Origin of the sequence: Leptolyngbya sp. O-77, assembly GCF_001548395.1 — a bacterium.
Lineage (GTDB): Bacteria > Cyanobacteriota > Cyanobacteriia > Elainellales > Elainellaceae > Thermoleptolyngbya.
The window spans coordinates 3,755,621-3,780,365 of the sequence record NZ_AP017367.1 but is presented as its reverse complement, the minus strand read 5'-3'; the positions used below and the strand labels follow the sequence as shown (position 1 = coordinate 3,780,365).

Sequence of the window (24,745 nt, the reverse complement as noted above, 5' to 3'; positions counted from 1 at the left end):
GATTCTAAGGATGCGGGGCTTAATACTTTTTCTCTACTGCATTGCGTTGCGTTACGAATGAGTAAAAAATAAGCAAAAAAAGAGCGACCAGCGGCCGCTCCTCAGGAGAACTCTGAGCTAGAAAACAGGAGTTAGAAAACAAAAGACTGCATCGATGTTGCTAGATGACGAAGTTGGCGGAGGTGACGCTGCTAGCCTGGGTGTTGCTTAGGGTGTTGCTTAGGTTGGCGATCGCCACGAAGTTGGTTCCTGCGCCGCTGCCGTCTACATCGACAAAAATGCGCGTCGCTGTGCCCACTTGCGACAGCTTGACGTAGGCGCTGAGCCGCTGGAACGGCGTGCCCCCTGCTAAAAAGGCGGGCTGCTGAAAGATGCCGCGCAGGTCGATGACATCGGTCGTCTTGAAATCGGCGATCGTGTCAACGCCTTCGGCCAGGCTATTGAACACGAACATATTCTTGCCGCCGCCGCCGATCAGCACGTCGTTGCCTGCGCCACCGATCAAGATATCGTTGCCTGCCTGCCCCCGCAGCGTGTCATCGCCCGCGCCGCCGACGAGTTGGTCATTGCCGCCGCCGCCGCGCAGGTCATCGTTGCCGCTGCCTCCATCCACCAAGTCACTGCCGCCGCGAGCAATCACGCGGTCGTTGCCGCTCCGCGCAATGATCCGATCATTTCGATTGGTTCCCCGCAGGGTTTCTGCTCGGTTGGTGCCTCGGACAACGTTGGGACGACGGCCCAGCGAAAACACTAGGGGTGTTCCCAGTTGCCCACTGGGCGCAGACGGCACGGGCAATAGTTCTTCATTGCCGGGGCCCAGATCGTCTGCGGTCATCTCCCAGGTGTCAAAAGCGGCTGCGGCTAGCGCATTGCCTGCCAGGTCGGTGATGTCGCTCACGCTTAGCGCCAGGTTATACGCTCCGGCGCGGCTGGTCAGCCGATTCAGGTTGCCCAGCGTAAAAGTTCTGTTGTCGGCCGTTGACAGCGTAGCGGTACTCAAATCCAGCGCAGTACCGCTACGGGTGAGCTGCAAATCGCTCAGGTCAAAGTTCCTGACGGCTTCGCTGAACTGGATCGTGATAGAACCCAGCGCCGCCGTTCGAGGATCGGGCGCAACATCTAAAATATCGACGGTCGGAGCCGTGCGGTCGATGGTGAAAGCGACAGTGCCGTTGACACCAGCCACCAGAGACGAGTTTTCGGAGTCCTTGATGGAGCCGTCATTCAGCACATTCAGGCGAATCGTGCCGCTGCCTGTGCCCGTGTTGGCCACCACCGTAAATTTGCCGTCTGTGCCTGTGACGCTGGCCACGCTTGCCCCGGTCAGCCCTGTCGTGGACAGGCTGAAGTCGGTGACATCTACACCCGTGACGGGTTCGCTAAAGATGACCGAAAAGCTGACGGTTGGGGCATTGGTGGCTTCGGGGCCGACGCGGGAAATGGCGAATACGCGGGGAGCCGGGCCTGGCAACTCTGCCGACAGAATCACGCCAAAGAAATTGTCGTTGTTGGCGGGCGAGTTGTTGTCGCTGCTGGCGCTGTTGCCTTGGGCAAAGAGGCGATCGCCCGTCACGGTGGGCAGACGAGTCGGCATCCCCAGATTATTGCCGTTGCTATTGGTCAACGAGTTGAGCGCAAAAATCGCGCCGCCCAAGCCCTGACCATCGCCGCCTGCGCCCGCACCGCCCTGAGCGCTGTTATTGATGAAGCGCGTGTCGGTCATCGTCAGAGACCCCGTGCGGATGAAGATGGCACCACCCATGCCTGCGCCGCCACCGCCGCCGTTGCTATTGCCATTGCCGCCGCCAAAGCCGCCCGCACTCGATAGCGTTAGGGTCGTTCCGCCGCCGCCGCCGCCAAAGCCGCCCTTGCCGCCCTGACTGCCGTTGGGATTGGCTGCCCCAGAGCCGCCACCCGCGCCGAAGCCGCCATCGCCACCGTTGCCGCCAAAGCTGCCGCCGCCACCACCGCCGCCGCCGCCGCCAAAGCCACCGCTCGCGCCAGAGCCGCCGCCGCCGTCTACACCCGCGCTGTTGCCGCCCACGCCGCCGATGCCTGCGCTGTTCAACAAGCCGCCAGGGCCGCCCGCGCCACCTGTGCCGTCGGCGTTTCCAGGGCTGCCGTTGCCGCCGAAACCGCCGCCGCCGCCCGCAGCACCCGACACGAGGTTCGCAGCGCCGCCATCGCCGCCCATGCCGCCGCCACCCTGGCCCAGCCCAGCTCGCCCTTGTCCGCCAGCCGCTACGTTTTCGCTGAGGGTAATGTTGTTGAGGGTGACGTTGCCATCGTAGATAAAGAGCGCACCGCCCAAGCCGCCACCACCGCCAGAACCGTCGCCCCCTTCAGCCCGTCCCTGCGTTAGCGTCAGGTTTTCTAGTGTGACGGTGCCGCCTTCGATGAAGAAAATCCGGACATCGCCCTCGTCGCTGATGCTGTTATTGTTGGCATCGCCGCTGAGACTGAAGGTGTTACCTGTGCTGCTGCGGATGGTGAGGCTAACGGATTCCTTGATAAAGGGCAGCGCACTGGTCAGGACAATATTGTCAGTAATTTCAATAACATCCGCTTCGGCGTTGGTATTTGCCGAATTGATGGCGTTGACTAACTCCAGGAACGTAGCAACAGAAAAAGTAGCCATAACTGCTTCTGGTAAATCTATGAAATCTGCAAAACTTCAGCAGGCTGAGAATGCCAAATCGTCAAGCAGTCGCCTTCAGACCATGACCCTTGGCTCAGGCCAGGTCGCGAAATCGACTTGTACGCACACCAAATCAACCTCGCCCTGGGCGACTATGACCCCCCTTAGAGAGTCTGCACTCTTCCCTAAAGCGACACTAAGCGTGATCTCTTATACAAGTACCTGAGGGCGATCGCCCCTTGCAAAGGAAATCTAGTAAGTTTTACGGAGCCTTTATGTTGCGAGAATCTACGTAAGGCTTGTAAAAATTTTTCTCAGAGTTTTTCCGGATATTGCAAAACGCCACGAGGAATTGGCACGTCGTGCTTTGCAGCATCCAAATGTTTCAGTCGCCCCAATACCGTCAAACCAAAAGTGTTGAATCTTAAGATTTTCTTTTCTAAAAATAGACACACTAATCCTGTGGCAAGCTGGTTTTGTCAACAAAACACTAATTTTTGGAGCCAGTGGGCATAACTGATATTTTCACACATAAAAGCCTGTAAATATCGTAGCTTATCTAATACTTTGTTGCCAAATTCTTTCGGAATTGTCACCAATTGCAAAATCACATAAGCTACCAAACACGCATAAATCTGCATCTCAATCCCGTTCACATTCTTAGTAATTAGTCGATCTAGTTTCAGATGCATCTTCAGAAATTTCCAAAATAACTCTATCTGCCAACGCAAACGATAAAATTCGCTAATTTCCTCATTGGAAATGGTATTTTCTCCCCCTATCGGTAGATTCGTTGACAAGCGATATTCTGTTTGTGATTCTAAATCACAAAAGGCGACAACCCGTGCTTCAACTTGCTCCTTACCCGTGCCAATCAAGAAGTTGCCATTTTCTAGCATCTTGAGACTAATATTATTCTTGATTCTGACGATAAAGTAGCGATTCTCTTGATTCAGTAAATAGCGAATTCGAGCTAGGCTAAAAAAGCCCCGATCCATGACCCCGACACTATTATCAGGCACAGCATCGATCGTTTCCTTCCCATGTTTACTGTCATGACCTTGACCAAAGTGGATGAAAACACCCCCCGGCTCATGTGTCATTAAATCTAAACCACTAAACAGCTTTACTTGGTGAATACCCTGCGCCCAGAGCAACTTGCTCGTCAAACTAACAATGGTTGAATCCAGCGGAAATAAAGTCAGCTTTGCAGCATCAATCTTATGCCTTTTGTGGAGTTCCTGCTTCAATACCCAAAAAAGATCATAAAGTATCTGGGGATCACGGTTCTTGCTGGCTTTAGAAAAAGTAGAAATCTTGACCTTGATGCCACGAATATTTAAGCGCTTGAAGACGCTCCTCATACTGCTTTGACTCTGATCGAGAACCAAGGAGAGCCAAATAGAAACAAATAGAAAGCTGTTGAGAACCGGATAGTCATCCGTGGCGAGGTGGCCCAGATGCTTTTTGACGATCTCAGGAAAGTTTGATATCATGATACTAACATTATTTTCTTTTTTATAGCCTCTAGTTTACACGATTAGGGGCTATTTTTTTAAACATATTTGCTATCATTCAACACTTCTGCCGTCAAACACCTTTCAGCAAAGGATTCTGGCAGATGTTCAATGGGCTGACTTGATGCAAGGATAGTCAGGCAGCGTTCGGAAATCTACGCAGGCTGATGCACCAGTGAATGCCCCAGAGCATCGGTGCGGGGTCGGCACGATACACTAGTGCCGTTGTATAAAGAACGACTTCGCCGTAAATTTTCTGTCCGCACAACTAGCAGCGTGATGGCGCTAGTTCGACGGATCGCGCCAGAAGACAATGTTTTCGTTGAGCGTGACCAATTGAGCGCCGGGGTAGTAGAAACTGAGGATGCGGGCGGCTGACCAGCCCAGTCGTCCCAATCGATAAGACCCTGTCTGGCTCATGCCAACGGCGTGGCCCAGTCCCCCGCCGACAAAGGTGTAGCCCTTGAGTACCGTCATCGTCGGCACGCGGTTTTGCGCTTCTAGCGAATCGCCTGTCGCTTCCTCGGCGGGCTTTGCAGCTTTGATAGGCGATGGCTCGGCGGGGTCAGGTTCGGCCGCAATGGGGGATGGCTTAGACACCGAAGGGGCTAGATTAACCTCAGCACCCGCCTCTCCGTCCTCTGGCGCGGCTGAGCTAGGCGCGTTTTGGGGAATAGGCACCTGGGCATAGACGGGTTCCAGGTAGAACAGGGTACTAGTGGGGGCATAGAGCGCCCGGAGAATCTCGTCTTTTTCTAGAGTGATTGGGCCGCGATCGCTCTGGATGAGCAGCTTTTGCACCCGACCGGCGGGCGATCGCTCCACCACCTGCACCGACTCGACTCGCGTTAGGTTGGCAAAGGGATGACGCTGGCTCTGCAAATAGCGGCGTAGCCCTTCGGCAATGTTTTCTAGGGTGCTTTCTTTGCGCCAGCGGAAGCTGTCCCAGCCCGCTTCGTTAAAGCCCTGCCGCAGGTTCAGAAAAGCGCGTAGATTCATCTCGTCTGACAGGGGGCGATTGGCCAAATCCCACACGCCTTCTACGGAGTCCACCACGGCCCTCAGGTAGGGACGGTTTTGCCCGTTCCACACGTCAGCAAAAGGAGCCGTGATGCCGCCCGTGGTGGAGGAATAGAGCGCGTCGATTAGCTCGTTGCGATAGGTCAGCACCTGCCCCCGCGTGGCGGCGATCGCCCGATCTGCTGATTCGACCGCGCCTGTCAGTCCTTTATAAACCTGGCACTGAGTATCAGCACAGAGTTCATAGCCATCGATGGCAAATCGTCGCAGGTTTCGCAGGGCATAGGTGCGCGCCAAGATCGCCTGGGCCTGGACTGCGGTAGGCGGCGCAGACGGCCCAATTTCGTGGGGCACGACCCCGCGCAGGTAGGTTTCCGTGGGGACGTAGTTGACGAGGGTATAGTTGCCGTAGGCGTTGGGCTGGAGGCGCAGACTGCCGCCATAGAGCCGACGGTTTGGCACATTGGCATTGCGAGCCGCGTTGGGGGGCAGTTCGCCCTCCGTGACAAACACGCGGCTGTAGGACGAGACGATTTCTACCTCATCGCGCATCAGGCGGTTGCCCTCCACCTCCAGCACGGCGCGGGGCACCTGCCGCTGCACCCGGCGATCGATAAAGGCGGTGCGCGCGCCCTGAGCTTGCAAATTCTTCAGCAACAGCCGACGCACCAGTGGCGTTTTGTAGGTGTCGCGCTTGGCCCACACCTGCCACTGGCGCGGCTGGGCCAGCTCGACCTCGATGCCGCGCGATCGCCATTGATTGGCCTGGTCTTCTGCGCTCTCAAAGCTGCGGTGGTTGCCTAACACCACTTTTTCCACCACCTTTGGTTCTGGCAGCGGTTCCATGACCACGCCCACCTTCACCGGAGCGGCGGTGGTCACGATCCGGTCTTGTCCGTCTTCGGTTTTGAAGCGGAGCGAGAGGCGATCGCCCTCAGCGGGTTGCAGCGTCAGCACGTCCTGTGGTTCGTCGCCAAAGCGCTGCACAATGCCGATTTTTAGCACGGGGTTGGGCGGGGGCGCAGTTTGAGCCAAAGCGCAATCGCCCATGCTAACCCAGCAAGCCGCCATCATGACTGCGCCCGTCAGCCCCGACCGCACAAAGGCAGGGCGCTGGGTAAAGGAAGTGCCTGAGGTGGTGGGGGCTTCCTCTCGATTCACTCGGTTCACAAAGCTGCGGCGCTGCATCTTTCCAAGTCGCATCTCTCTAAGTGATGTAAGAGGGCTGTCCATATTGGCTTTTGGCTAGCTCTACGTTGGGATTGCTCTGCGTTGGGCCGACCGTTTCAAACGTTTCAAACAACGTGCTGACTGAGCTGACGATGCAAAAGCAAGAAACAGAATGAAACCAATATCAAAATCAACAAAACGATATCAAAACAAAAAATTACGGCTTGCTATGACCTCCGTGCCCTTTGCGTCTTGACTATTCGCAAAATTTAAGTTCGCAAAATTTAAGTTCGCAAAATTTAAGTTCGCAAAAACGAGAAAATGCGAAATCTCTTAACCACACCCAATATAAAGCAACAAACAAAGTAACAAATGATGAGGCGCGATCTGTCTATCGGCAAGGATTTTACGCAGGCACGGCTGAAGCAGGGTAATCCCCCCGCAGACATCGCGTGGGTCGGTGTAGTGTGCTAAAGACACCATAGCCCTGCGCTATCTTAACGTGAAACGCAAAGTTAGTCCCTCTCAAGAGAGAGTAAGCTGCCAAAAATCTTGCAGAATGCCCGTCTATTCCGAAGAACACCGATCTAGACTAAAAGAGCGATCGCACATAAACCGTGATTCTAATTACGCAATTCCGCACTAGAATTTGGACGCGCTCTACAACGCTGCATCAGCGCCCGCACTCAAGCCCTGAAATGCAAGCATGGGCAGGTTTGTAAGCCAAAATCCAACCCCAAAACGTTGATTTTTCTTGCGACATGGGAAGAATAGCGGCATTTTCGGGGAATCCTAAGCTAAATGAGGCGTACTTGGCGTACTTCTTGGCGCACTTGTAGAGGCGTACTTTGTAGAGGCGTACTTTGTAGAGTAGGTGCATAGAGTAGGTGCGTACTTAGGCGCTCCCAGTGGAACCAACCTGCTAGTTTCAGCAACTCCAAGCCCCTCCCTTCGTTTCCTTCAAGACAACCGTGACGTATCAACCGGCGCAACTTCAAGACTTAATTCGGGCGATTGACGAGGTGCTGGGCAAATCCAGCCCCCGCTTGCCCTGGGTGATGAGCGGCGAGGCAGACCAGCAGCGTCGTATCTTGGAGGAAACCCGGCGGTATCTGGCGCAGATGCAGCAGCAGGGGGCTACGGCGGTGAGCAGCGCCCTTGCTCACGACCCCGTGAATCAGGGCTATGGGGTGTCTCTGTCTCCAGTCTCGCCAGCGGAGTCAGCCCAGCAGGTGCTACAAGCCATGCTGCAAGAGATGACCTACTTGCGGACGACGGTAATGCAGCCGCTGCGGAAGGATCTGGAAGTGCTGTATCGTCAGCGCGATCGCCTCCTGCAAGAAATCCACGAGCTTGAGGCTCAGCGCCAGCAGGCCGTGCTGACGGATGCCACACCGCCGCCTGCGGTCACGCTGCCCGCCGCCGACCAGCAGCGCCTCATCTCCGAGTTTTTGCAAACGCTGATGGGCCGGTTGCAGGCAGATTTGTCAGGGCAGGTCGCCCAAATGCTGACGGAGATCGAGGCCCAGGCTGCGGGTGCTGGTGCCAGCGTTGCAGAGCCACATCGCCCCTCTACTGCATCAGAAACAGCCGACCCGGCTGTGCCCCTATCTGCAACTGAGGTGCCCGCCCTCACGCCTGCCGAGCGCCTCCAGCAAATTCAGCGCATCCAGGCTCAGTCTGACCAACTGCTGCTGAAGCTAGACAACAGCCTGCGCGTCATCTTCGAGTCGCTCCAGAGCAACATCGAAACCTATCAGGAATCGCTCAGCCTGGGGCTAGACAAGATGAATACCCTGGGGCAGCAGGGCGAGTCCATCTTTGCGGCAATGGTGAATCGCCTAGCCGAACAGCTTAGCCGAGAAGCCTCCCACTATCTCCAGGCATCGATTCAAGATGCCGAATGGCAGCCCGCTACTAGCCTGCCCCAGTCGTCCGCCCGCCCGCCCGTCCCAGAGCCAACGACAGAGCCAGCGACGGAACAGTGGCCACCCGCCTCGCTGGAAACCACCGCTTCCTCTGCCCGCCCGCAGTCCGACAGCCTCGACCCAATCGACCAACTCCTCAGCGAACTGGAAGACGAACTGACGGTATTTCAGGTGCCGGAACCTGTTTCGGATGAAGACTTGACCGTATTCCAGGTGCCGGAATCCGATTTGGATGAGGAACTGACGGTATTCCAGGTTCCGGAACCCAGCCCGGAATCTGGTGCGGCTGATCGTGTGGCCCCCGAAAGCGGGTCAGACCCAATGTCCGCCGATACCCGCCCGATGGGTTCCACTGCCTATCCGGGACTGCTGGACGAAATTGATGACCTGGAAGCCTTGGAACTGCTGACTCAGGAGCTAGAGCGGCTGGAACTGGCATCGGTGCCGGAACTGCCAGAACTGGAGGACGACGCGGAGTTTGCATCGCTAGATGATGGCGACGAAGACCTGACGATGTTCCAGATTGACGAGTCGGCGATGACGGATTTCTCGGCGGATGAGCCACTGGGCGATCCGCGCACGGTCTTGCAGGTCGATGCCGAAGAGGCTGAAGAGGATGCCGAAGAGGCTGAAGCGACAGAAGAAGCTAAAGAAGCCCCCGCCAGCCTAGGCTTGTCAATTGAAGATCTGGACTCGGCGCTAGATCTACTAGGGCAAATTAGTACCCAACTGGATGCCGAGCTAGAGCAGGCAGGCTCCACCGACGGGCCTAATAGCGCCGACCTGACGACGGGATCTGGGCTGGATGCTGACTCCGTTAGCGGTACAGACCCCTATGACGAACTGGATGCGTTTTACGAGAGCCTGTTTGGCATAGACGCGGCTGGGGCCACCAGAGAGGCGGCAGACACGGCAGATGATGAGCCAGTCGATCAACACCTGTCGGATGCGGATCAGCGATCGCTCGTTCAGCCCGCCCCCGATCTGACGGACGTCGCAGAACCCGGTTCGGTGAATGAGTCTGATGAGTCTGATCTGTCTGGTTCGACAGATCTGAGCGATACGCCCCCCCTTGATGCTGAGTTGGGCAGCCTGGACAGCCTGGATCAGGCTCTGTTTGGCGGACAGGCAGACCCAGCCAGCGATGCAGCCGATGCGACCGATGCGGCGATCGCCAGCCCCAGCGTTGATGAACTGGTGGACTTGTTGAGCGAGTTCATGAATGTCCCTGCTGGGGAAGCCCGTGCTGGAGAACTAGCAGAGCCAGCCGAGCCGACGGCGCAAACCGAGTCCTCCGCCTTTCAGCCGCCTCATTCCACAGCGCCTTATTCCACAGAGCGATCGCCCGAAGCAGTCGAGCATCTGCTGTTTGGGGAATCTCCGGAGCCGCCTCCCGCCGAGGAGCCGGACGGTGGACTGTTTTCGCCCCAGCCCAACAAGCCGGAGGTGATCCGCTCCCTCAACGACCTGCTGCAACTGATGGCGGCAGAATCCGCAGAAGAGTCGGCGGTGGGGCTGCCAGCAAATGGACTGGCGACCGATGCCGAAGATCGCTACGAGCCTGCAAATCCGGGCGAAGACCTGTTGGGTGGCGACGATGTGCTGTCCAGTCCCCGTCCCGATGTACAGGTGACCCAGACCACGCTGGAGCAGTTGGCGGCTGATTTATCAGATCTGGAGGGGCTGGCGGCGGATGCCTTTAGCACCGACTTGGCTGCCCTCAGTTCGTCCGCAGCAGCGCCCGCCACAGGCGTATCTGAAACGAACTCTGAAACGGACTCTGAAACGAGCAGTAGCTTTACAGATTCGCTGGCAGATTGGGGGCAATTCCCGCAGGAATCGTTGCGCGAATCGCCCGATCCGTTCCCCGCTGCGGGTTCGGCTGCCGAACTGACCAACGAGGGCCAATCCTACTGGCAGGGCGGTTCTTTCGCTCAGAATGCCCCGACGGAAGAGGATCTGTTTATCTCCAGCCTGTTTCCTGTCGAAGATGGGTCGGACGACGAGATGACGCTGCTGCTGGACAGGCCGCCGGGACTCTCCACTCCCTTGCCCGAAAAAGCGATCGCTCCTCTGACCACACCAGAATCGCTGGCGGATTGGGTCAACGCGCTGGATGAAACCGAACTGCCGCCCGACCGAGAAGACCTGAGCCTGAGCGACTTTCAGGCGGTGATGCAAACGGAGCCTATACCGTCGGACGGGATGGGGGCGATCGCCAATGTGCAAACACCCCTCCACCCAGCGGATCAGTCGTCCCTGGTGGAGGAGTCAGTGGAGGAGTCATTAGAGGACTCGTTCGCTGACGATTTTTCGGATGACTTCTCTGGCGATTTCTCCAGTGATTTTTCCGGCGATCTGCTTGCCGAGGATCTATTCTCTGGTCTAGAAGTCTCTGGCCTAGAAGGTTTTGGCCCAGGCAGTGCCGCCGTATCTCCCGCCGTACCTCTCGCAGAAGCGCCCTCAGCCGCGCCTGCACCCACGCCCTCGGACATGCCCTCAGACATGCCTGCTGAGGATGTCGGGCTAGCGTCTACCAGCCTCGACGATTTTTCGGCGGATTTTGCTGTGCCTGCCTCGCCTGCGCCGTCCCAGGGCGTTCCTGCGCTCCCCCCTGACCTCGCTCCCCCTCCGGCAATTCCCAACAGCCTTGAAGATCTGTTTGCAGAAGTGCCGCCTGCCCCGCAGCCCAGTCTGCGCCAACCCAGCGTCCCCCCACCCAGCGACTCCCTCCCGGATAGCATCCTGGAAAATCTATCGCTATCGGTGCCTGCGCCGCCGCCAGGTGAGGCAGCGTTTACGCTGAGCGGCTTAGAGAGCCTGTTTGAGGATTTGCCGTCGGTGGGTGAGGTAACTCCCGTACCGCCGCCGGGGTCGCCCAGCACCAATCTAACCGCAGCCGATTTGACCAGTTTGTTGGATGATGCAGAACCCACTCCTGCGGCTGACTTGGGGAATCCAGTGAATCCGGTGGATGAGGCGCAGCCTGCGGATTTGCCTGATTCCTCCAGCGAGGCAAAAAAAAAATCCTCTAATCCGCCCAACCCCCGCGAACCCAAAGGCTTCGGACGGCTCCAGCCCAACACCCGCCGTCCCCAATAGCATTGAGCCAGCTTGGGAGCCGTCGCTCGCCGCTGAAGGCAATTCGGGCCCAAACCCAGATTTTGCCGCTGCTCCTGCGGCCGAGTTGCCGCTGTCTGCAACTGACCCATCGCAACCCTGGCTCGAAAGCTTTGATCCAGAAGACTATGAGCCAGATCTAGAGCTACAGGATTTGATGCAAACTCTGGGGATTGCTCCGGAGGCGCTGTCGCGGCTGCTGTCTGCCCTATCGGAGGTGTCTGGATCTGGTTCGCCCCAGGCAGGCAAACCCGCTGAAGCATCGGCAAAGCAAGCTGAGAATGTCCAGTGGTATCTGGGGTTGGACATTGGAACAACGGGCATTTCGGCAGTGCTGCTGAGATATCCAGCGGGAGCGCTGTACCCGGTTTACTGGCTGGAATTGCCACCTGCGTCGGAGCGCAATCGCCTGCCCGCCCGCAAGACGTTTCGGCTGCCCGTGCAGGTGCAACTCAGCGCGGCAGATGAGAGCGATCAAAATACAGCTCCCATTGCGATCGCCCCCCTCTCTATCAGCCTCGGCCAGCCGCGCACCCAACAGCCCCATCGGCTCACTCTCAGCCACCTCAAGCCCTACCTGCAAGTCGGCGTGCCTTACTATTCCACCGAGACGCTGCAATGGGAACCCGTCGCCCGCTGGAGTGATGCCCAGGCCCTGCCGCTGAGCCTGTTTCAGCAAGCGCTGCGGACGCTGTTGGTGAGCCTTGCACTCTCAACGGGCGGCTATGCTTCCGAAGACGTTGCTACGACAACCCCATTGCTCACCTGCGGCGCAGTGGATCTGGAAGAAGACCAGTTTCAGCTTGCGCTACGGCAGTTGACGGGCGTGATTGTCAGCTATCCCGCCAACTGGTCAGATACCTATAGCTTCAACCTGCGGGAGGCGATTTTGTCGGCTCGTTTGGTTCGCCGGCCTGAGCAGATTTTTCTGCTGGAAGAGGCGATCGCCACGCTGCTGTCTGGCTTGCCCAGCCCCGATGCGCGTCCGCTGCGGCTCTCGCCTGCCCCGGCCCAGCCCGCCGACCTCTACAGCAGCAACTGGCAGGGCGGAACCCTGGTGCTGAGCGCAGGCGCAACGCTGACGGAGTTAGCACTGGTGAACTTACCCAGCCAGTTGCAGCACCTCAGCCCCTGCGACTTCGTAACTCGCACGCTGCCCTACGCGGGCACCGCCCTCGACCAGGACATTCTGAGCCAACTGGTGTATCCTGCCTGGGTGCGCCAGACCCACGGCCCGCAGCGCCCTATTGTCGAAACTCCCAAGAATGGGGGCGATCGCCCAACATCGTCAAACGTTTTGTCCCCCAAAACTAGCGGAGCAGACTGGCACGAACCTCCCGTTTCTCCCGAAGCGGCAGCCGACCCCTGGCTCGCCGTAGGATGGGACGACTTGACCCTGCCCGCAGTAGGCGCGCCTGACCCAGCTCATCGCCACCGAATGCTGCAACGGCTACGGAGTTCCGATCTGGGACTTTGGCTGTTGCATATTGCCGAGCAAGTCAAGATTGCGCTCCAGCAGCAGGAGCAAGTCAGCCTCACGCTGGGCAACCAGACCCTCAGCCTGACGCGCCACGACCTCAGCAGTCGGGTGTTGCTGCCCTACATAGAGCGGCTGAATCGGGAGCTAAACACACTGCTGCGGCAAACCGGCCTGTCGCGGCTGGAAATTCGCCAGGTGATCTGCTCTGGGGGCAGCGCCTCGCTAGTGGCGATCGCCCGCTGGCTGCATCAAAAGCTGCCCAACGCCACCATCATCCAGGACACTTACCTGTCAGCGGGTCATGCCTCTACCGCCTGTAGCCGCGTCGCCTACGGTCTAGCGGTGCTGCCGCTGCATCCGCAGGTGCTAAACCGGCCGCGCCACCAAACCAGCGACTATTATCTGCTGATGGAGTTGCTGCGAACCTTCCCTGAACACCCTGTTACCCTCGACAGTGTGCTGCACACGCTAGAACGGCGCGGCATTGATACCGCTGCCTGTCGCCAGCATGTTCTTGCGCTGCTAGAGGGGCATCTGCCGCCCGGCCTGGTGCCGATGCTGGACACAGCGCTGCTCATGCCTACCACCGCCAGCCAGTCTAATGCGGCCCAACTGCTAGAAGCACCGCTGTTTTTCAAGCAAGACAACCAGACCTATCGCCCTAACCTCCGACAGTGGCACCGCCTCCGCGCCTACCTGGATATGCTGCTGGCCACCACCTACCAGAAGCTGACCGAGCCGCTGCAAGGGGCGCTGGTTGAACCCAGAAAGCAGAGCGGCAGAGATCAGGGCTAGACTTCAGTCGCTAGCCCTAAGACTCAGCCCCAAGACTTGATTTCTGACTCTATTTTTATTTCTGACTCTATTTCTTAGGGCGATCGCCCCCCCGCGACAGATTTCGCGCCGGAGCTGCGGGCTGGAGCTGGCCCCGGCCGTTGCGAACAACACGCAGCATGTCGGAAAACTGCTGCTCTAGGTCTTGCAGAATGCGATCGGCGTAGTCATCTGCGCCAGCCTGGATTTCCTCACACTCGGCGATCGCCCGCCGCCGCATCTCTTCAATTTCCTGCTGAGTCTGCCGCCGCATCCGCTCAATTTCCACCATCGCCTGCTCATGGGCCACTTCACACTCTTGCTGCACGCGCTGGCGAATCTGCTTCATCTCTAGCTCCGCCTGCCGCACTAGCCCCATCTCGTCGAGGATTTGCGCTGCCCGTCGCTCTGCCGTTTCAATGATTTCCTGGGCGTATTGCTCCGCCTCCAGCAAAATCTCTTCCTTGTGCTGAAGCAGCTTCTTCGCCTCTTCAAACGCCGGATGCAGGTTCATCTGCACCAGCTCCAGCTGATCCAGCACTTGATCCTCGTTGATCAGCGTCCGATTGATAATCGGCAGCCGTGACCCTTCCAGGATCATCTCTTCCAGCTTGGCCAGTTCGCGCTGGATGTCTACTCCACCGACTCGGCTCGCCTCTCCGTTGAGGCCGGCGTTGGCGCTGGTTCCATTGCGGTCTGGGGCGATGCGGTTGGGGGAGTCTTGGCGTAGCATTGGCAGATATCTAACGCGACGGCGGAAGGGACGAGATGATCAACGGGGCCGCCAAACTTGGCGATTTCTTTGACTAGGCTGCTGCTCAAAAAACTATACTCGCTCGAAGTCGCTAGAAAGAAAGTTTCGATATCCTCAGCCAGGGTTTTGTTGGTGTGGGCCATTTGCAGCTCTTTCTCAAAATCGGAGAGAACACGCAGCCCCCGCAGCAAAACCTTTGCTCCCTGCATTCTGGCATAGGTCACGGTCAATCCATCAAATGTGTCAACTTCGACATTCGGCAAATGCTGAGTGGCCTGCTGAATCTGCGCCACCCGCTGATGAACCGGAAACAGCGGCGTTTTGCTTGGATTCCGCATAACGACGACAATCAGCCGACCAAATAGCCGACTGCCGCGCTCGATGATATCGAGATGCCCCAGGGTAATGGGGTCAAAACTACCAGGATAAACCGCTATCACAGGATTGTGTAGTCAGATTTTAAGGATCGATGGCAACGGTGACAATGCAGGCAAGAAGCAAATCTTGTCCAATCAGCGAAACAAGTATCGAATGTAACCGAGCAGCTTATAGGACGAGTTTAGTCGGGTTAATGAATGGGATGCACTCAGAACAATTCGGTTCATGAAAATGATAGATGCCCAGACATTATACGGCGAAGCTTTCTAGAAGCTAACCGGAAAGTTTTATCTAAAGTTTTGCAAGGGTTTTGCCGAGGTTTTGTTAGAAATCGTCAGAAATCATGCGTCATCCAGGCAAATCTAGCGATTCCGAACGCAGCATCAGCCGCAGCACCGACAAACCCAAAATAATTAGAAACAGCACCAGCCCTATCGTACAAGCGTAGCTCAACTCCAAATCCTGAAACGCCCGCTCGTACACGTAGTAAACCATTGTTTTGGAACTGTTGCGCGGGCCGCCCTGCGTCATCACAAACACTTCCTCAAACACCTTGGTCGCTGAAATGGCAGAAATCACCGCCACCAGCAGCAGATAGGGACGCATCAGCGGCACCGTAATATCCCAATGTTTTTTCCAGCCTGTGGAGCCATCGATCGCCCCCGCTTCATACAAATCCGCTGGGATTGCTTGCAGCCCCGCCAGGTAAATCACCATGTAATAGCCCAGCCCTTTCCAAATCGTCACCGCCATGACGCTAAACAGGGCCAGTTGCGGACTGGTCAGCCAGGGCACACCCGCTTCCGATAGCCCCAGCCAGCGCAGCAATTGGTTCAGCAGCCCCGTTTCGGCATAGAGCCAGCGCCAGGCGATCCCCGCCACTACCATCGAAATCACCACGGGCGTATAAAACGCCGCCCGAAACCAGCCAATCCCCGGCAGCGCCCGGTTTACCAGGATCGCCAACCCCAGCGGCAGCGTCACCAGGATTGGAACAACGCAGATTAAATAGAGCAGCGTGTTTCGCAGCGTTTGCCAGAAGATGGGATCGCCGAGGAGGCGCTGAAAGTTTTCGGTGCCGACCCAGGCGGGGGGCTGGGTGATGTCAAATTCAAACCGGGTGAAGCTGAGGTAGAAGGCGTTGAGCGCGGGGTAAAAAATCGTCAGCCCCAACACCAGCAGCGCCGGAGCCAGAAACAGGTAGGGCGTGAGCCGTGAAAGCCATACCCTGGTGCGGACTGGGCGGGCAGCCGAAGCGTGTTCAGTAGACAGGGGGGAGGCCATGCGTTTGAGGATCGGGGGACGGCCCAGCAAGTGTGTGATACAGAAGGAATCATAACGTTGCTGCGTCGCTGGGCGCACGAGATAGGCGCGATGGCGTGGGAAAAGAGGGGCGGAAATCGTTCAGAGAACGGGAATACGAGCCAGACGCCGGCCTCAGGAAAAAGCGCACAAAAGCTAGGGCGTTAGATCATTTACGTTTTAAGTACAATTGTACTAAACTAAAGGAACGCAGTTTTGTAGGGGCGATGTTGCTCTGCAACGATAGCGCGATCGCCAATTTCACTCACCCCGCCGCTAATTGCCCACTGCGAATTGCTCACCGCTTACTACCCACTCCTTATTGGATTGCACTATCTTGCAGAGCGTTATCTTGTACTGCCTGTTTTGGATTGCACTACTGTAAACCCGCTTTGTTGCAAGCCCGACCTGAAGTTGGTGTTCTGAATTCCCGAATCGCCTGCAATGCTTCCAATTTTTGGATGGATCAGGCTTTGGGCTTCCCAATCTTCCCTCGCGCTAACGTGCCCCATGCAAATCCGCCCTATGCAAATTCAGCTTGCCCCCGCTCCGCCCAAAGCAAACGGTTCATCCCCAGCGGCTGCCCCAGCTACTCCGCGTTCTTCAGCGTCGGCTGACCCGGCTCTTTCTAGAGGGCGAGCGGTCAGACGGACTCGCCCCCAATCGTCGGCTGGCTATCCAGCTTGGGGGCGAAGGCTGGCGAAATGGCTGCAACCGCCGACCGGGCCGCTGTCGTTTTGTGCCGAAGCGGGGGTTTGGTTGGCGGGTGGTGTGCTGTTTCGGGTGGTGACGCACCAAATTCTAGTGGCGCTGCCGCAGCTTTGGGTTCCCGTGGCGATCGCCCTGCTCACCCCTGCAATCGTGGCAACGGCCCTGTCGTTCCGAGTTCCGCGTCTGTCGCTGCTATTGGGCTATCACCTCTGTCTGATTGCTGCTGGACTCTTCCTGACCGGATTTTGGCTCTAAAGTTAACCCCCTCACCCCCCTTAATTCCTATGAGCGTACTTCTTGGAGCGGCCTGGCTATTAATTGTGCTGTCTTGCTTTGTGCTAGTTGGCGAAGGAGGAAATGATGAAGCACCGTAAACCCGAACGCAAAACCCCCTCATCCTATTTGGTGATGGGTGGGGCGCTGCTGATGCTGGCGATGCTGATGACGGATTTGGGCGATCGCCGCCCTAAGCCGGTCAGCAACAAGTGTCTGGAGGTGGTGCAGTCGCAGTCGGTGCTGCACCGCGACAAGCTTTCACAACTGCTCAGCATTCCTGAGCGCAGTAGCCGGGATCAGGTGAAAGCAGTGATCAGCGAACCCTATTGTCGGCTGCCGCAGATCGAAATTCGCGCTGGAGTGCCCGCCGAGCGCGAGGCCTATCCGCTGGCATTTGACCCGCAGACCTGGTTTGTGGTGCTGTACGAGGGCAACGAGTATGCAGGCTATGACTTTGTGTTTAAGAAGTAGCATCTTGAGTGGGCGGCAAACCCAGAACGCTCACAGCAACCGCCAGAGTCGATGGCAAATCTGGGGGGTGATTCCCGTAGGGAAAGTATGCCGCACCGCTTGCGCGAACGCTTTGCGAATCGCCCTGCTGCTTCCTCTGGCAGCTTGCGGCATAGCCCAGGAACCGCCAACTGCTCGCAGTGTGCCCATCCATCAGACCTGGCAAATCCAGCCAGGAAGTGCGATCGCAGGTCATCGTGTGCTGGCGGGGCTAGGCGATATTTCCATCGATTTGGCAGGCGGGCAAGTCTATGCCCCGTTTGATGGACAGATACAACCAACTGCGGGCGATTGCGTGGTGTTTTCCAGTCCCGAAGTGCCTGCATATCTGCTGCGGCTGTGTGGGCTGCGGCGATCCAGCCTGGGCAGTGTGCGAGAAGGGCAACCGCTGGGGCGGGGCGAGATACTGCATTTTGCCGCTCTCAGAAAACAAACCGACGGGCCGCTGGGCCCTGGGTGGAACCATCGGCCGCGCTGCTCACCCGAGTGCTGCGATTTCCATAGGGATCGCTGCGCGAATCGCCCCAGTCTCAGTAGACGCTCAATTGGCAATCCAAAATCGCCAATCCAAAGTCGAAACCGTTCCCTGACCGACCTCCAACATGGCAGAATTGGCAATCCTGGGTTATATCGTCGGCGGCTATCCGCTGGACTGGGCGGACGACTCGCCCGGCCCGTCGCTGACGCTGGTTGTCGAGTCGCCCTGTACCATCCGCTGGTCTACTTTTAGAGGGCTGCTGGCGGGATCGATGGCGCTGGTGCTGGCGGGATCGGTGGTAAACCAGACGGCGTTGGCGCTGGCCTCGCGGAGCGATATCGCCCCTTCCCAGACTCCCCTATCAACTCCCCTATCACTGGAGTTATCGCCTCCTGCCTCCAGCCCCACAGATTCCAATCCACCAGGCTCTACGATTGCGGCGATCGCCCCCTCCGCGCCACCCGAACCTGCTGCTCAGCCGCCCATCGTACCGCTGGCCGTGCCCCCTCAAGCGACCGAACCACCATTAGGAAAAGGACGAACCGCCGCCCAGCTAAAGTTGCCACCCCCGCCGCCCAGATCACCCGCTCCCAACCTTGCAAATATCCAGGTCGCGCCGCCTGCGCCACTGCCCGATGTATCGTCCCTGGGGCAGGCACCGCCATCAGAAACCTCTCCGCCCGTTTCTTGGTCTGAAGTGCCTGTTTCTATGACGCTGGTGGTATCGCCGCCCGTTGCCAAAGATCCGGCCCTGAGTTTTGACCTGGAAATGGCTCCGGCGGCGATCGCCCCTGCTGCCACCTCAGAATCCCTAGAAGGTTCAGCGGTTGCCGCTGCATTACCCGCCATGCTTCAGGCGGCCTTTGCAGGTGGAATAGACTCGCTGGTGGCGATCGCCGTGGGCAGCGCCGAGGGCACACGCACGCCGCGCGGCGACTACACAGCCGCCTACCAGGGGCACACCGATCCGGGCAATGGCGTGTGGAACCTGGGCACCTTTTCTTACCAGCACGGTGCTGCTTCCCCGGCCGAAGCCGACCGCAAGCAAATCCAGCGGCTCCAGCGGCAGGCACATCAACTCCAGCAAATTGCCGCCAACCTGGGATTGGAGCTAAGTTTGGCAGAACAACTCAACGGCATTGACCTAGCGAATCAATCGCCCCGTGCGGCATTGAGTCGAGGCGGCTATCTCGATCGTCTGCTCGAAGCGCGTCAGCAGGGGATCACGGGCGAAGAAGCGATTCTGTGGGCCCGCACCCGCGCCTTTCTCGACCCCGACACACAGCGCTGGAATGCGCCAGGGCTGGGCAACACGACCGAAAGTATCACCCGCGACCAGGCCCGCCGGATGGTGGCCGTGCAGCGGGCGATATCGCTCCGCGAGGCTAGCGCCAACGCCCTCAATCTCACGAAGGCCGCACTCGTTGGTCTATCCACAACCCCACCCTCCGCTGCTGCGCCCTCGGCACAATCCTTGGCTTCACGACCCGAAATTTTGCTGTCTCAGCCTGTAGCTAAAAACACCGGCGATGCAGAAAGTCGCTGACTGTCATTCGACCTGCTGTAACCCTACGTCATCTGAATGGAACAGGATAGCTTCAGGTCATTGAACTTCGGCAATGGAACTACGGCAATGGAACTACGGCAATGGAACTTCGGCAATAGGGCACTAGGGTCTCTCGCCTCAGGGAAGTCGCGCTCAATTTTGAGAAGCCTTTGAGAAGCCAGTTTAGAAGCCAGTTTGAAAAGCCAGTCTGCCGGGAACTTCCTGAGTGAATCCTCAGTCTTGCCCGACCATTGGTGCAACCATGAAGATTCAGCCTTTCCTCATCAGAGCTTTACGGAGTTTTACGGACTCAACGCTCAAAGATCCGCAAATGGATCAGCTAAAGTGATAATTATTACAACAATCGGTTGATTTTTTGCGGAGTACACGGTATGTTTATGTATACGCTATGCGGCGCACTCAGTTGAAATACGGAAAGCTCAAACGTCTGTGAAAAGTTTCTATTGAGAAATAGCTCTCTCGTTAGACTTTTTTCGGAAGCAACTGAGTCTCCGCGCAGAGCGGCTTTTCAGTAGGCAATCCCTGCGTTGCCCACATCGTTCGTTCGCCCCTTACTTGCCTCTTACTTGCCTGTCACCCGATTACACATGACTTGCATGACTCAGGAGCAAAATGGGCAGTCACTCAGGGCAGTTACTTAAATGTGTTCCCTGCTGCTTTTTTGCGTAGGGCTGCTCCTATGATGAGGCGACTTTAGGGCAGACGATTTGGGCGATCGCCCTCCGGATTGCAGGTTCAGGATCACGCTTGTTTTGTGTCTTCTCGATCTCGTGTCTTCCCCGTTTGTTGATGTCTTGGCTTTGATAACCCCTCAGGTGACATCCTTCAAGATGAGCTTACGGCAATCCTTTTCAGAGCCAGAAGAGAACCAGAGTAGCGACAGCTCTGGCGCTCTGTCAGTTTTTTCTCCTGTTCTGCCGCTATTCCGGCGCATTCCGCCAGAGCGGGTTGGGCTATGCGGAGAATACGACTACAACGGACTCTCTAAGCGGGTCGAGCATTGCTTCCGACAGCACTGCTGCGAAGATGACCTGCTGGGGCTGCGCGTGAGCCAGCGAGGGGCGATCGTCTTGCTGACCGGTCGCTTTCCCAACCCCCAGACCAAGCACGAACTGGTCGCCTTGGCGCTGGGCGTAGAGGGAGCCGTCGGTGTAGAGGTGAACGGAGAGACGATCTTCCCGCCGCTGCGAACCTGTCACCTAAGCGTGCCTGCGTCGCTGCACCGAGCTGGCTAGTCGAAAGAGAAAAAAAGAGCAGAGCAAAAAGGGCAAAGTTGATCAAACATCCTGGTATTAGGAGGCGATCGCCCCTTCTACTGTCTGTCGGCTGTGGTGCTGAGCAGCGCTGAGGAAGACATCGACATCGGCCTCTGCGGTGTTGAACGCCGTCACCAAGCGCACCATCGAGCGGCCGTCTGACTCCCAGGCATAGAATCGGAAGCCATCTGCCTGGAGTCCTTTTAGCACGGGGTCTGGAAAGCGAACAAATAGCTCGTTGGCCTCGACGGGATAGGCGAGGGTCACGCCGGGGAGGGGCTGGAGGCCGGTGGCGAGGCGCTGAGCCATGCGGTTGGCGTGGGTGGCGTTGTGCAGCCACAGGTCGTCCGTGAGGTAGGCTTCGAGCTGGGCAGAGAGGAAGCGCATCTTGGAAAACAGATGTCCGCCCCGCTTGCGGCGATATTCAAACCCTTGCGCCTGCTGCGGATTAAAGAAAACCACGGCCTCGGCGGCGATCGCCCCATTCTTGGTTGCCCCGAAGGAGAGCATGTCTACGCCTGCTTTCCAGGTCATCTCTGCGGGCGTGCAGCCCAGGCTGACTAGAGCATTGGCAAACCGCGCTCCGTCCATGTGCAGCGGCAGATGGTATTGATGGGCCACCTGGGCGATCGCCCGAATTTCTTCCAGCGTATACACTGTGCCCGCTTCGGTTGCCTGGGTAATGCTGACGGCAGCCGGCTGGACATGATGCACAAACCCGATTCCGGCTGTTGCCAGCGCGTTTGCCAGTGCCTCTGCCGTGATTTTGCCGTTTTCCCCTGGGAGCGTCACCAGCTTTGCGCCGCCAGTAAACAGTTCCGGTGCGCCGCACTCGTCTACGTTGATGTGGGCTTCGGCGTGGCAGTAGATCGCGCCGTAGGGCGGCGCAACGACCGACAGAGCCAGCGCGTTTGCCGCAGACCCCGTGGCCACCGGGAACATCAACAGGTTCGTTTCAAACAGGTCACAAAACCGCTGCTGAAGTCGCTGCGTGATTTCGTCATCACCGTAGGGCATCGCGGCCCCGCCATTGGCAGCAATCAGCGCAGACAGAATTTCGGGCGACGCTCCGGTCACGTTATCGCTGCAAAAGTTCATGGGTGGCTGAGAGAGTGCTGGTTGCAGATTTTAAGGGAGTTGGATGTGGCAGATTGCGAACCGTTTAGGGATTGCCCGTGACGCGGGATGGCGAAGAAGGGCTGCTCTCGGCCGCAGGGCTGCCTGCTGGGAGGGTCGTTGGGCTGGGCAGGGGCGTTGTGCCTGCGGGTGCCTCCGCTGGAGCCGATTCCAAGGGCGATGCAGCAGTTTGCCCCTGTCCGCCGCTGGCAAGCTGGTTGATCTGATCTTTATATTGCGCTGGAGCTAGGGCAGCGGCGCTGTCAAACAGGGGCTTGGATTCTTCGGTGCGTCCGGCGGCTTGCAGAACGAGCGCCTTGCCCAGCACTGGGCGAAAATCGAGGGCGTTTTGCTCGATGGACTGGTCGTAGAGGGCGATCGCCTCTTGCGTCCTGCCCTGCTGCGCGTAGACCCGCCCCAGCAGCAGTTGCACCGAAACCACATCGACGCTGCCCGGAGCCACCCGATTTCGCTCATCGGCGGTGCGGAGCGTGTCTTGCAGCAGGCTGACGGCTGCTTCGGGGCGCTGCTGCTCTAGCATCAGATCCACAAACCCTTGCAGCGCGTTGATATTTCCTGGCTGGGTGTCCAAGATGCTGCGGTAGGCCTGGGCGGCTCCTTCGCGATCGCCCACGCGCTGTTTTGCCTGGGCCAGCAGCACGGTGTAGTCGCTCTGGTCAGGGTTGAGCTTGGCCAGCTTTTCCAATGGCTCGATTGCGCCCTGCACGTCGCCCTGGCGAATGCGGGTTTCCAGCAGCCCCCGCAGCGCGGTTTGATTGTCGGGTTCTCGTTGCAGCACCAGCTCATAGCCCCGCGCCTGATCTGCCAGTTCCGCCTGTTGCGACGCAGGAGACGCGCCGGGCGTGGCGCTGGGCGACGCACCCGAACTGGCTACTCCTGACCGCAGCGCCGTCATGAACGGCAGAAACAGCAGGGCCAAGAAAGCGAAGGCGGCGATCGCCATCACCCCGTTAACAATCCAACGATTGCGCTTGTCAAACACGGCCAAACCCCAAACTCAAATAGAAATTCGCATTTGTCAAATGCCATTCCATTATGATCCAACATCGAAAACATCAGCCGAAATCCCTGATCCTGGGCGATCGCCTCTGTATAAATCAGCAGGGAATAATGATGCCCCGCGCTTTGCAACGGGCAACTCTGGGCCTGTCTAGGCTCACTCCCTGCAAGTGGGGACATGCCCCAACCGCCCTTAGCCGATTGACCCTGAAACGCTCAGTCGATAAAAATGCCTATCAAGACTGGCAGCCAGCATCAACCTGGATGTTAACCTAGTGTTTATTTCCAAGTGGTTCGCTTGTTGTTTCACTGGCATTTACCTGTCAGCGTTTGCGGGTGGATGGGTTCCCGCAATAAGGAGGTTGCATGAGTTCGTCTCGCGCTCAGTCGTCCAAGTCTTCTGGGTCATCGTCGTCCCCCAATGAACCGTCTCAGGCATCATCTGCACCTGAGCTATCCTCACCAGTACCGACCGATATGGATCAGATTTCCGCCCCCGCTTTGTCCAGCGATGCCCCGACCGTGCCATCCGATTTGCCCACGCCCAACGGTGCTGACGCTCATGCCCACCAGCCGGATGCCTCAGAAAGCCTATCGCAGGATGACAAGACGGCTACTGTGAAGCCGCTAACACCACCCAGGCCGCCCAAGCCGCCTGTCCGCCCGGCCGCCGCCAAACCCGAAGAAGACCCCAAGCCTCAGAGCATTAAGCCTTCGGTCGCAGAACCCGCAGCAATGCCAGACCAGCTAGACAGCACGGTGGCTGAATCTCCAGCGGCGACTGAACCCGTGGCGGAGGTGGGAACTCAAGGGAACGCTGAGGCAGCCTCTGGAACCATTGACGCAGGCGTAGCTGAAAAGAACACCCCGCGAAATCACCCCATTCCGCCCGCCAGCGAACCCATGCAGTATCGCGCCATTGGGCTGGTGCGCGGCGTGTATGCCCCCTCTGAGGAGCAGTTTACCCGTGGCACGCTGACCACAGAAGACGGCACCGTGATCGATGCCGTGCTGTTGGGACGGGTGATGAGCCTGGTGAAAAAGCATCTCGACCTGACCCAGGCGCACCTGTGGGTGGTGTATCCCCGCACCCGCGAAAAGGCAACAGATCTCCATGCTCAGATTGTGGGAGTCTGGGAGCCTGAAAGTTTAACTAAATCCAGAGACACAGATGAACCAGAAGCGGATGAAGCCTCTTCTGAAACCGCTTCGGAAACTGCATCTAAAACTGTGGAGACTGGGATGCCGGATGGGCTTACCGACGGCTACTTCTCGGTGCGGGGCGAGGTAATGTCAGTTTCTCCCGAAGACAACCGCGTCGTTGTGCGCGTCCAGCAGTCTCCTAAAAAGACTGATAAACCTGGCGAAGACAAGGAGCGGGTGTTCAAAATCATCCTGCATGGAACTCTGGAAGGCAAAACCGTCGGCTATTTCTGGGATTTGCACGTACAGCGACAGGGCAACAACCTGACCTTGCAGAACGGCACGATGATTGGACTTGTGCCACCCAAGAAGCGCAAGTCGAAGGGGGGCGGTTCACGGAGCAACTTTGCTCGCAAGAAGCGATTCCCCGATCGGGGCGGCGCGCCGTCTCGTCCCGTTCGCGCTGGCGAGGGTGGGGCAGCGTCGGCTCCCGTGCGGCGCGAGGGCGTGTCTAAGCCTATCAAGCGTCAGAAAGATGTTTGAGGAAG

14 protein-coding genes are annotated in these 24,745 nt (G+C 57.9%); 6 read left to right on the top strand and 8 right to left on the bottom strand.

Annotated features, from left to right (window positions below):
* Positions 1–160: 160 nt before the first annotated feature.
* From O77CONTIG1_RS27070 to O77CONTIG1_RS16015, 3 genes are all read right to left on the bottom strand, one after another.
* Positions 161–2,638, bottom strand: coding sequence for a type I secretion C-terminal target domain-containing protein (locus tag O77CONTIG1_RS27070; RefSeq protein WP_068512481.1), 2,478 nt, complete (start codon positions 2,636–2,638; stop codon positions 161–163).
* Between the two features lie 479 nt (positions 2,639–3,117).
* Complete coding sequence (locus O77CONTIG1_RS16020) at positions 3,118–4,134, bottom strand: IS4 family transposase (protein WP_068507690.1); 1,017 nt, start codon at positions 4,132–4,134, stop codon at positions 3,118–3,120.
* Between the two features lie 306 nt (positions 4,135–4,440).
* Entirely contained in the window at positions 4,441–6,378 is a 1,938-nt protein-coding gene (locus O77CONTIG1_RS16015; RefSeq protein ID WP_172799709.1) for a SpoIID/LytB domain-containing protein, read from the bottom strand.
* A 938-nt stretch (positions 6,379–7,316) separates the two neighbouring features.
* On the opposite strand from O77CONTIG1_RS16015, the gene O77CONTIG1_RS16010 reads away from it, so the two are divergent.
* Positions 7,317–11,375: a hypothetical protein gene (locus O77CONTIG1_RS16010; RefSeq protein WP_068512476.1), complete on the top strand. Its 4,059-nt coding sequence runs from the start codon at positions 7,317–7,319 to the stop codon at positions 11,373–11,375.
* 2,360 nt (positions 11,376–13,735) lie between these two features.
* Here O77CONTIG1_RS16010 and O77CONTIG1_RS16000 read toward each other — a convergent pair.
* The 3 genes from O77CONTIG1_RS16000 to O77CONTIG1_RS15990 all read right to left on the bottom strand — a co-directional run bounded on the left by O77CONTIG1_RS16000 (position 13,736) and on the right by O77CONTIG1_RS15990 (position 16,102).
* Entirely contained in the window at positions 13,736–14,419 is a 684-nt protein-coding gene (locus O77CONTIG1_RS16000) for an ATP synthase F0 subunit B (protein WP_068512470.1), read from the bottom strand.
* Complete coding sequence (coaD, locus tag O77CONTIG1_RS15995; protein ID WP_068512465.1) at positions 14,320–14,880, bottom strand: pantetheine-phosphate adenylyltransferase; 561 nt, start codon at positions 14,878–14,880, stop codon at positions 14,320–14,322. Before coaD ends, O77CONTIG1_RS16000 begins: the two co-directional genes overlap by 100 nt.
* A 286-nt stretch (positions 14,881–15,166) precedes the next feature.
* Positions 15,167–16,102, bottom strand: a complete 936-nt coding sequence (locus O77CONTIG1_RS15990; protein ID WP_084782737.1) for a carbohydrate ABC transporter permease — start codon at positions 16,100–16,102, stop codon at positions 15,167–15,169.
* A gap of 528 nt (positions 16,103–16,630) precedes the next feature.
* On the opposite strand from O77CONTIG1_RS15990, the gene O77CONTIG1_RS24715 reads away from it, so the two are divergent.
* The 4 genes from O77CONTIG1_RS24715 to O77CONTIG1_RS15960 all read left to right on the top strand — a co-directional run bounded on the left by O77CONTIG1_RS24715 (position 16,631) and on the right by O77CONTIG1_RS15960 (position 20,897).
* Positions 16,631–17,086 carry a hypothetical protein gene (locus O77CONTIG1_RS24715; RefSeq protein ID WP_156435356.1) on the top strand — a complete coding sequence of 152 codons (456 nt, stop codon included), beginning with the start codon at positions 16,631–16,633 and terminating at the stop codon, positions 17,084–17,086.
* Between the two features lie 102 nt (positions 17,087–17,188).
* Complete coding sequence (locus O77CONTIG1_RS15980) at positions 17,189–17,578, top strand: hypothetical protein (RefSeq protein WP_084782735.1); 390 nt, start codon at positions 17,189–17,191, stop codon at positions 17,576–17,578.
* A 641-nt stretch (positions 17,579–18,219) separates the two neighbouring features.
* Positions 18,220–19,641, top strand: coding sequence for a hypothetical protein (locus O77CONTIG1_RS25630; protein WP_068512455.1), 1,422 nt, complete (start codon positions 18,220–18,222; stop codon positions 19,639–19,641).
* Between the two features lie 851 nt (positions 19,642–20,492).
* On the top strand, positions 20,493–20,897 hold the full coding sequence (locus O77CONTIG1_RS15960; protein WP_068512451.1) for a hypothetical protein: 405 nt from the start codon (positions 20,493–20,495) through the stop codon (positions 20,895–20,897).
* Between the two features lie 57 nt (positions 20,898–20,954).
* Here O77CONTIG1_RS15960 and O77CONTIG1_RS15955 read toward each other — a convergent pair whose 3' ends face one another.
* The gene (locus tag O77CONTIG1_RS15955) at positions 20,955–22,016 is read right to left on the bottom strand and encodes a threonine aldolase family protein (RefSeq protein ID WP_068512449.1); all 1,062 of its coding nucleotides are present in this window, start codon (positions 22,014–22,016) and stop codon (positions 20,955–20,957) included.
* A gap of 64 nt (positions 22,017–22,080) precedes the next feature.
* Complete coding sequence (locus O77CONTIG1_RS15950; RefSeq protein ID WP_156435352.1) at positions 22,081–23,037, bottom strand: tetratricopeptide repeat protein; 957 nt, start codon at positions 23,035–23,037, stop codon at positions 22,081–22,083.
* Positions 23,038–23,420: 383 nt separating this feature from the next.
* Here O77CONTIG1_RS15950 and O77CONTIG1_RS15940 point away from each other — a divergent pair, with 383 nt between their 5' ends.
* A complete protein-coding gene (locus tag O77CONTIG1_RS15940; RefSeq protein WP_156435349.1) occupies positions 23,421–24,740 on the top strand; it encodes a hypothetical protein in 1,320 nt (439 codons plus the stop codon).
* The last annotated feature ends 5 nt before the right edge of the window (positions 24,741–24,745 follow it).

Coding starts and splice junctions, on each gene's coding strand:
- O77CONTIG1_RS27070 (WP_068512481.1), bottom strand. CDS start 2,638: ATGGCTACTTTTTCTGTTGCTACGTTCCTGGAGTTAGTCAACGCCATC.
- O77CONTIG1_RS16020 (WP_068507690.1), bottom strand. CDS start 4,134: ATGATATCAAACTTTCCTGAGATCGTCAAAAAGCATCTGGGCCACCTC.
- O77CONTIG1_RS16015 (WP_172799709.1), bottom strand. CDS start 6,378: ATGCGACTTGGAAAGATGCAGCGCCGCAGCTTTGTGAACCGAGTGAAT.
- O77CONTIG1_RS16000 (WP_068512470.1), bottom strand. CDS start 14,419: ATGCTACGCCAAGACTCCCCCAACCGCATCGCCCCAGACCGCAATGGA.
- O77CONTIG1_RS15990 (WP_084782737.1), bottom strand. CDS start 16,102: ATGGCCTCCCCCCTGTCTACTGAACACGCTTCGGCTGCCCGCCCAGTC.
- O77CONTIG1_RS24715 (WP_156435356.1), top strand. CDS start 16,631: ATGCAAATCCGCCCTATGCAAATTCAGCTTGCCCCCGCTCCGCCCAAA.
- O77CONTIG1_RS15980 (WP_084782735.1), top strand. CDS start 17,189: ATGATGAAGCACCGTAAACCCGAACGCAAAACCCCCTCATCCTATTTG.
- O77CONTIG1_RS25630 (WP_068512455.1), top strand. CDS start 18,220: ATGGCAGAATTGGCAATCCTGGGTTATATCGTCGGCGGCTATCCGCTG.
- O77CONTIG1_RS15960 (WP_068512451.1), top strand. CDS start 20,493: ATGAGCTTACGGCAATCCTTTTCAGAGCCAGAAGAGAACCAGAGTAGC.
- O77CONTIG1_RS15955 (WP_068512449.1), bottom strand. CDS start 22,016: ATGAACTTTTGCAGCGATAACGTGACCGGAGCGTCGCCCGAAATTCTG.
- O77CONTIG1_RS15940 (WP_156435349.1), top strand. CDS start 23,421: ATGAGTTCGTCTCGCGCTCAGTCGTCCAAGTCTTCTGGGTCATCGTCG.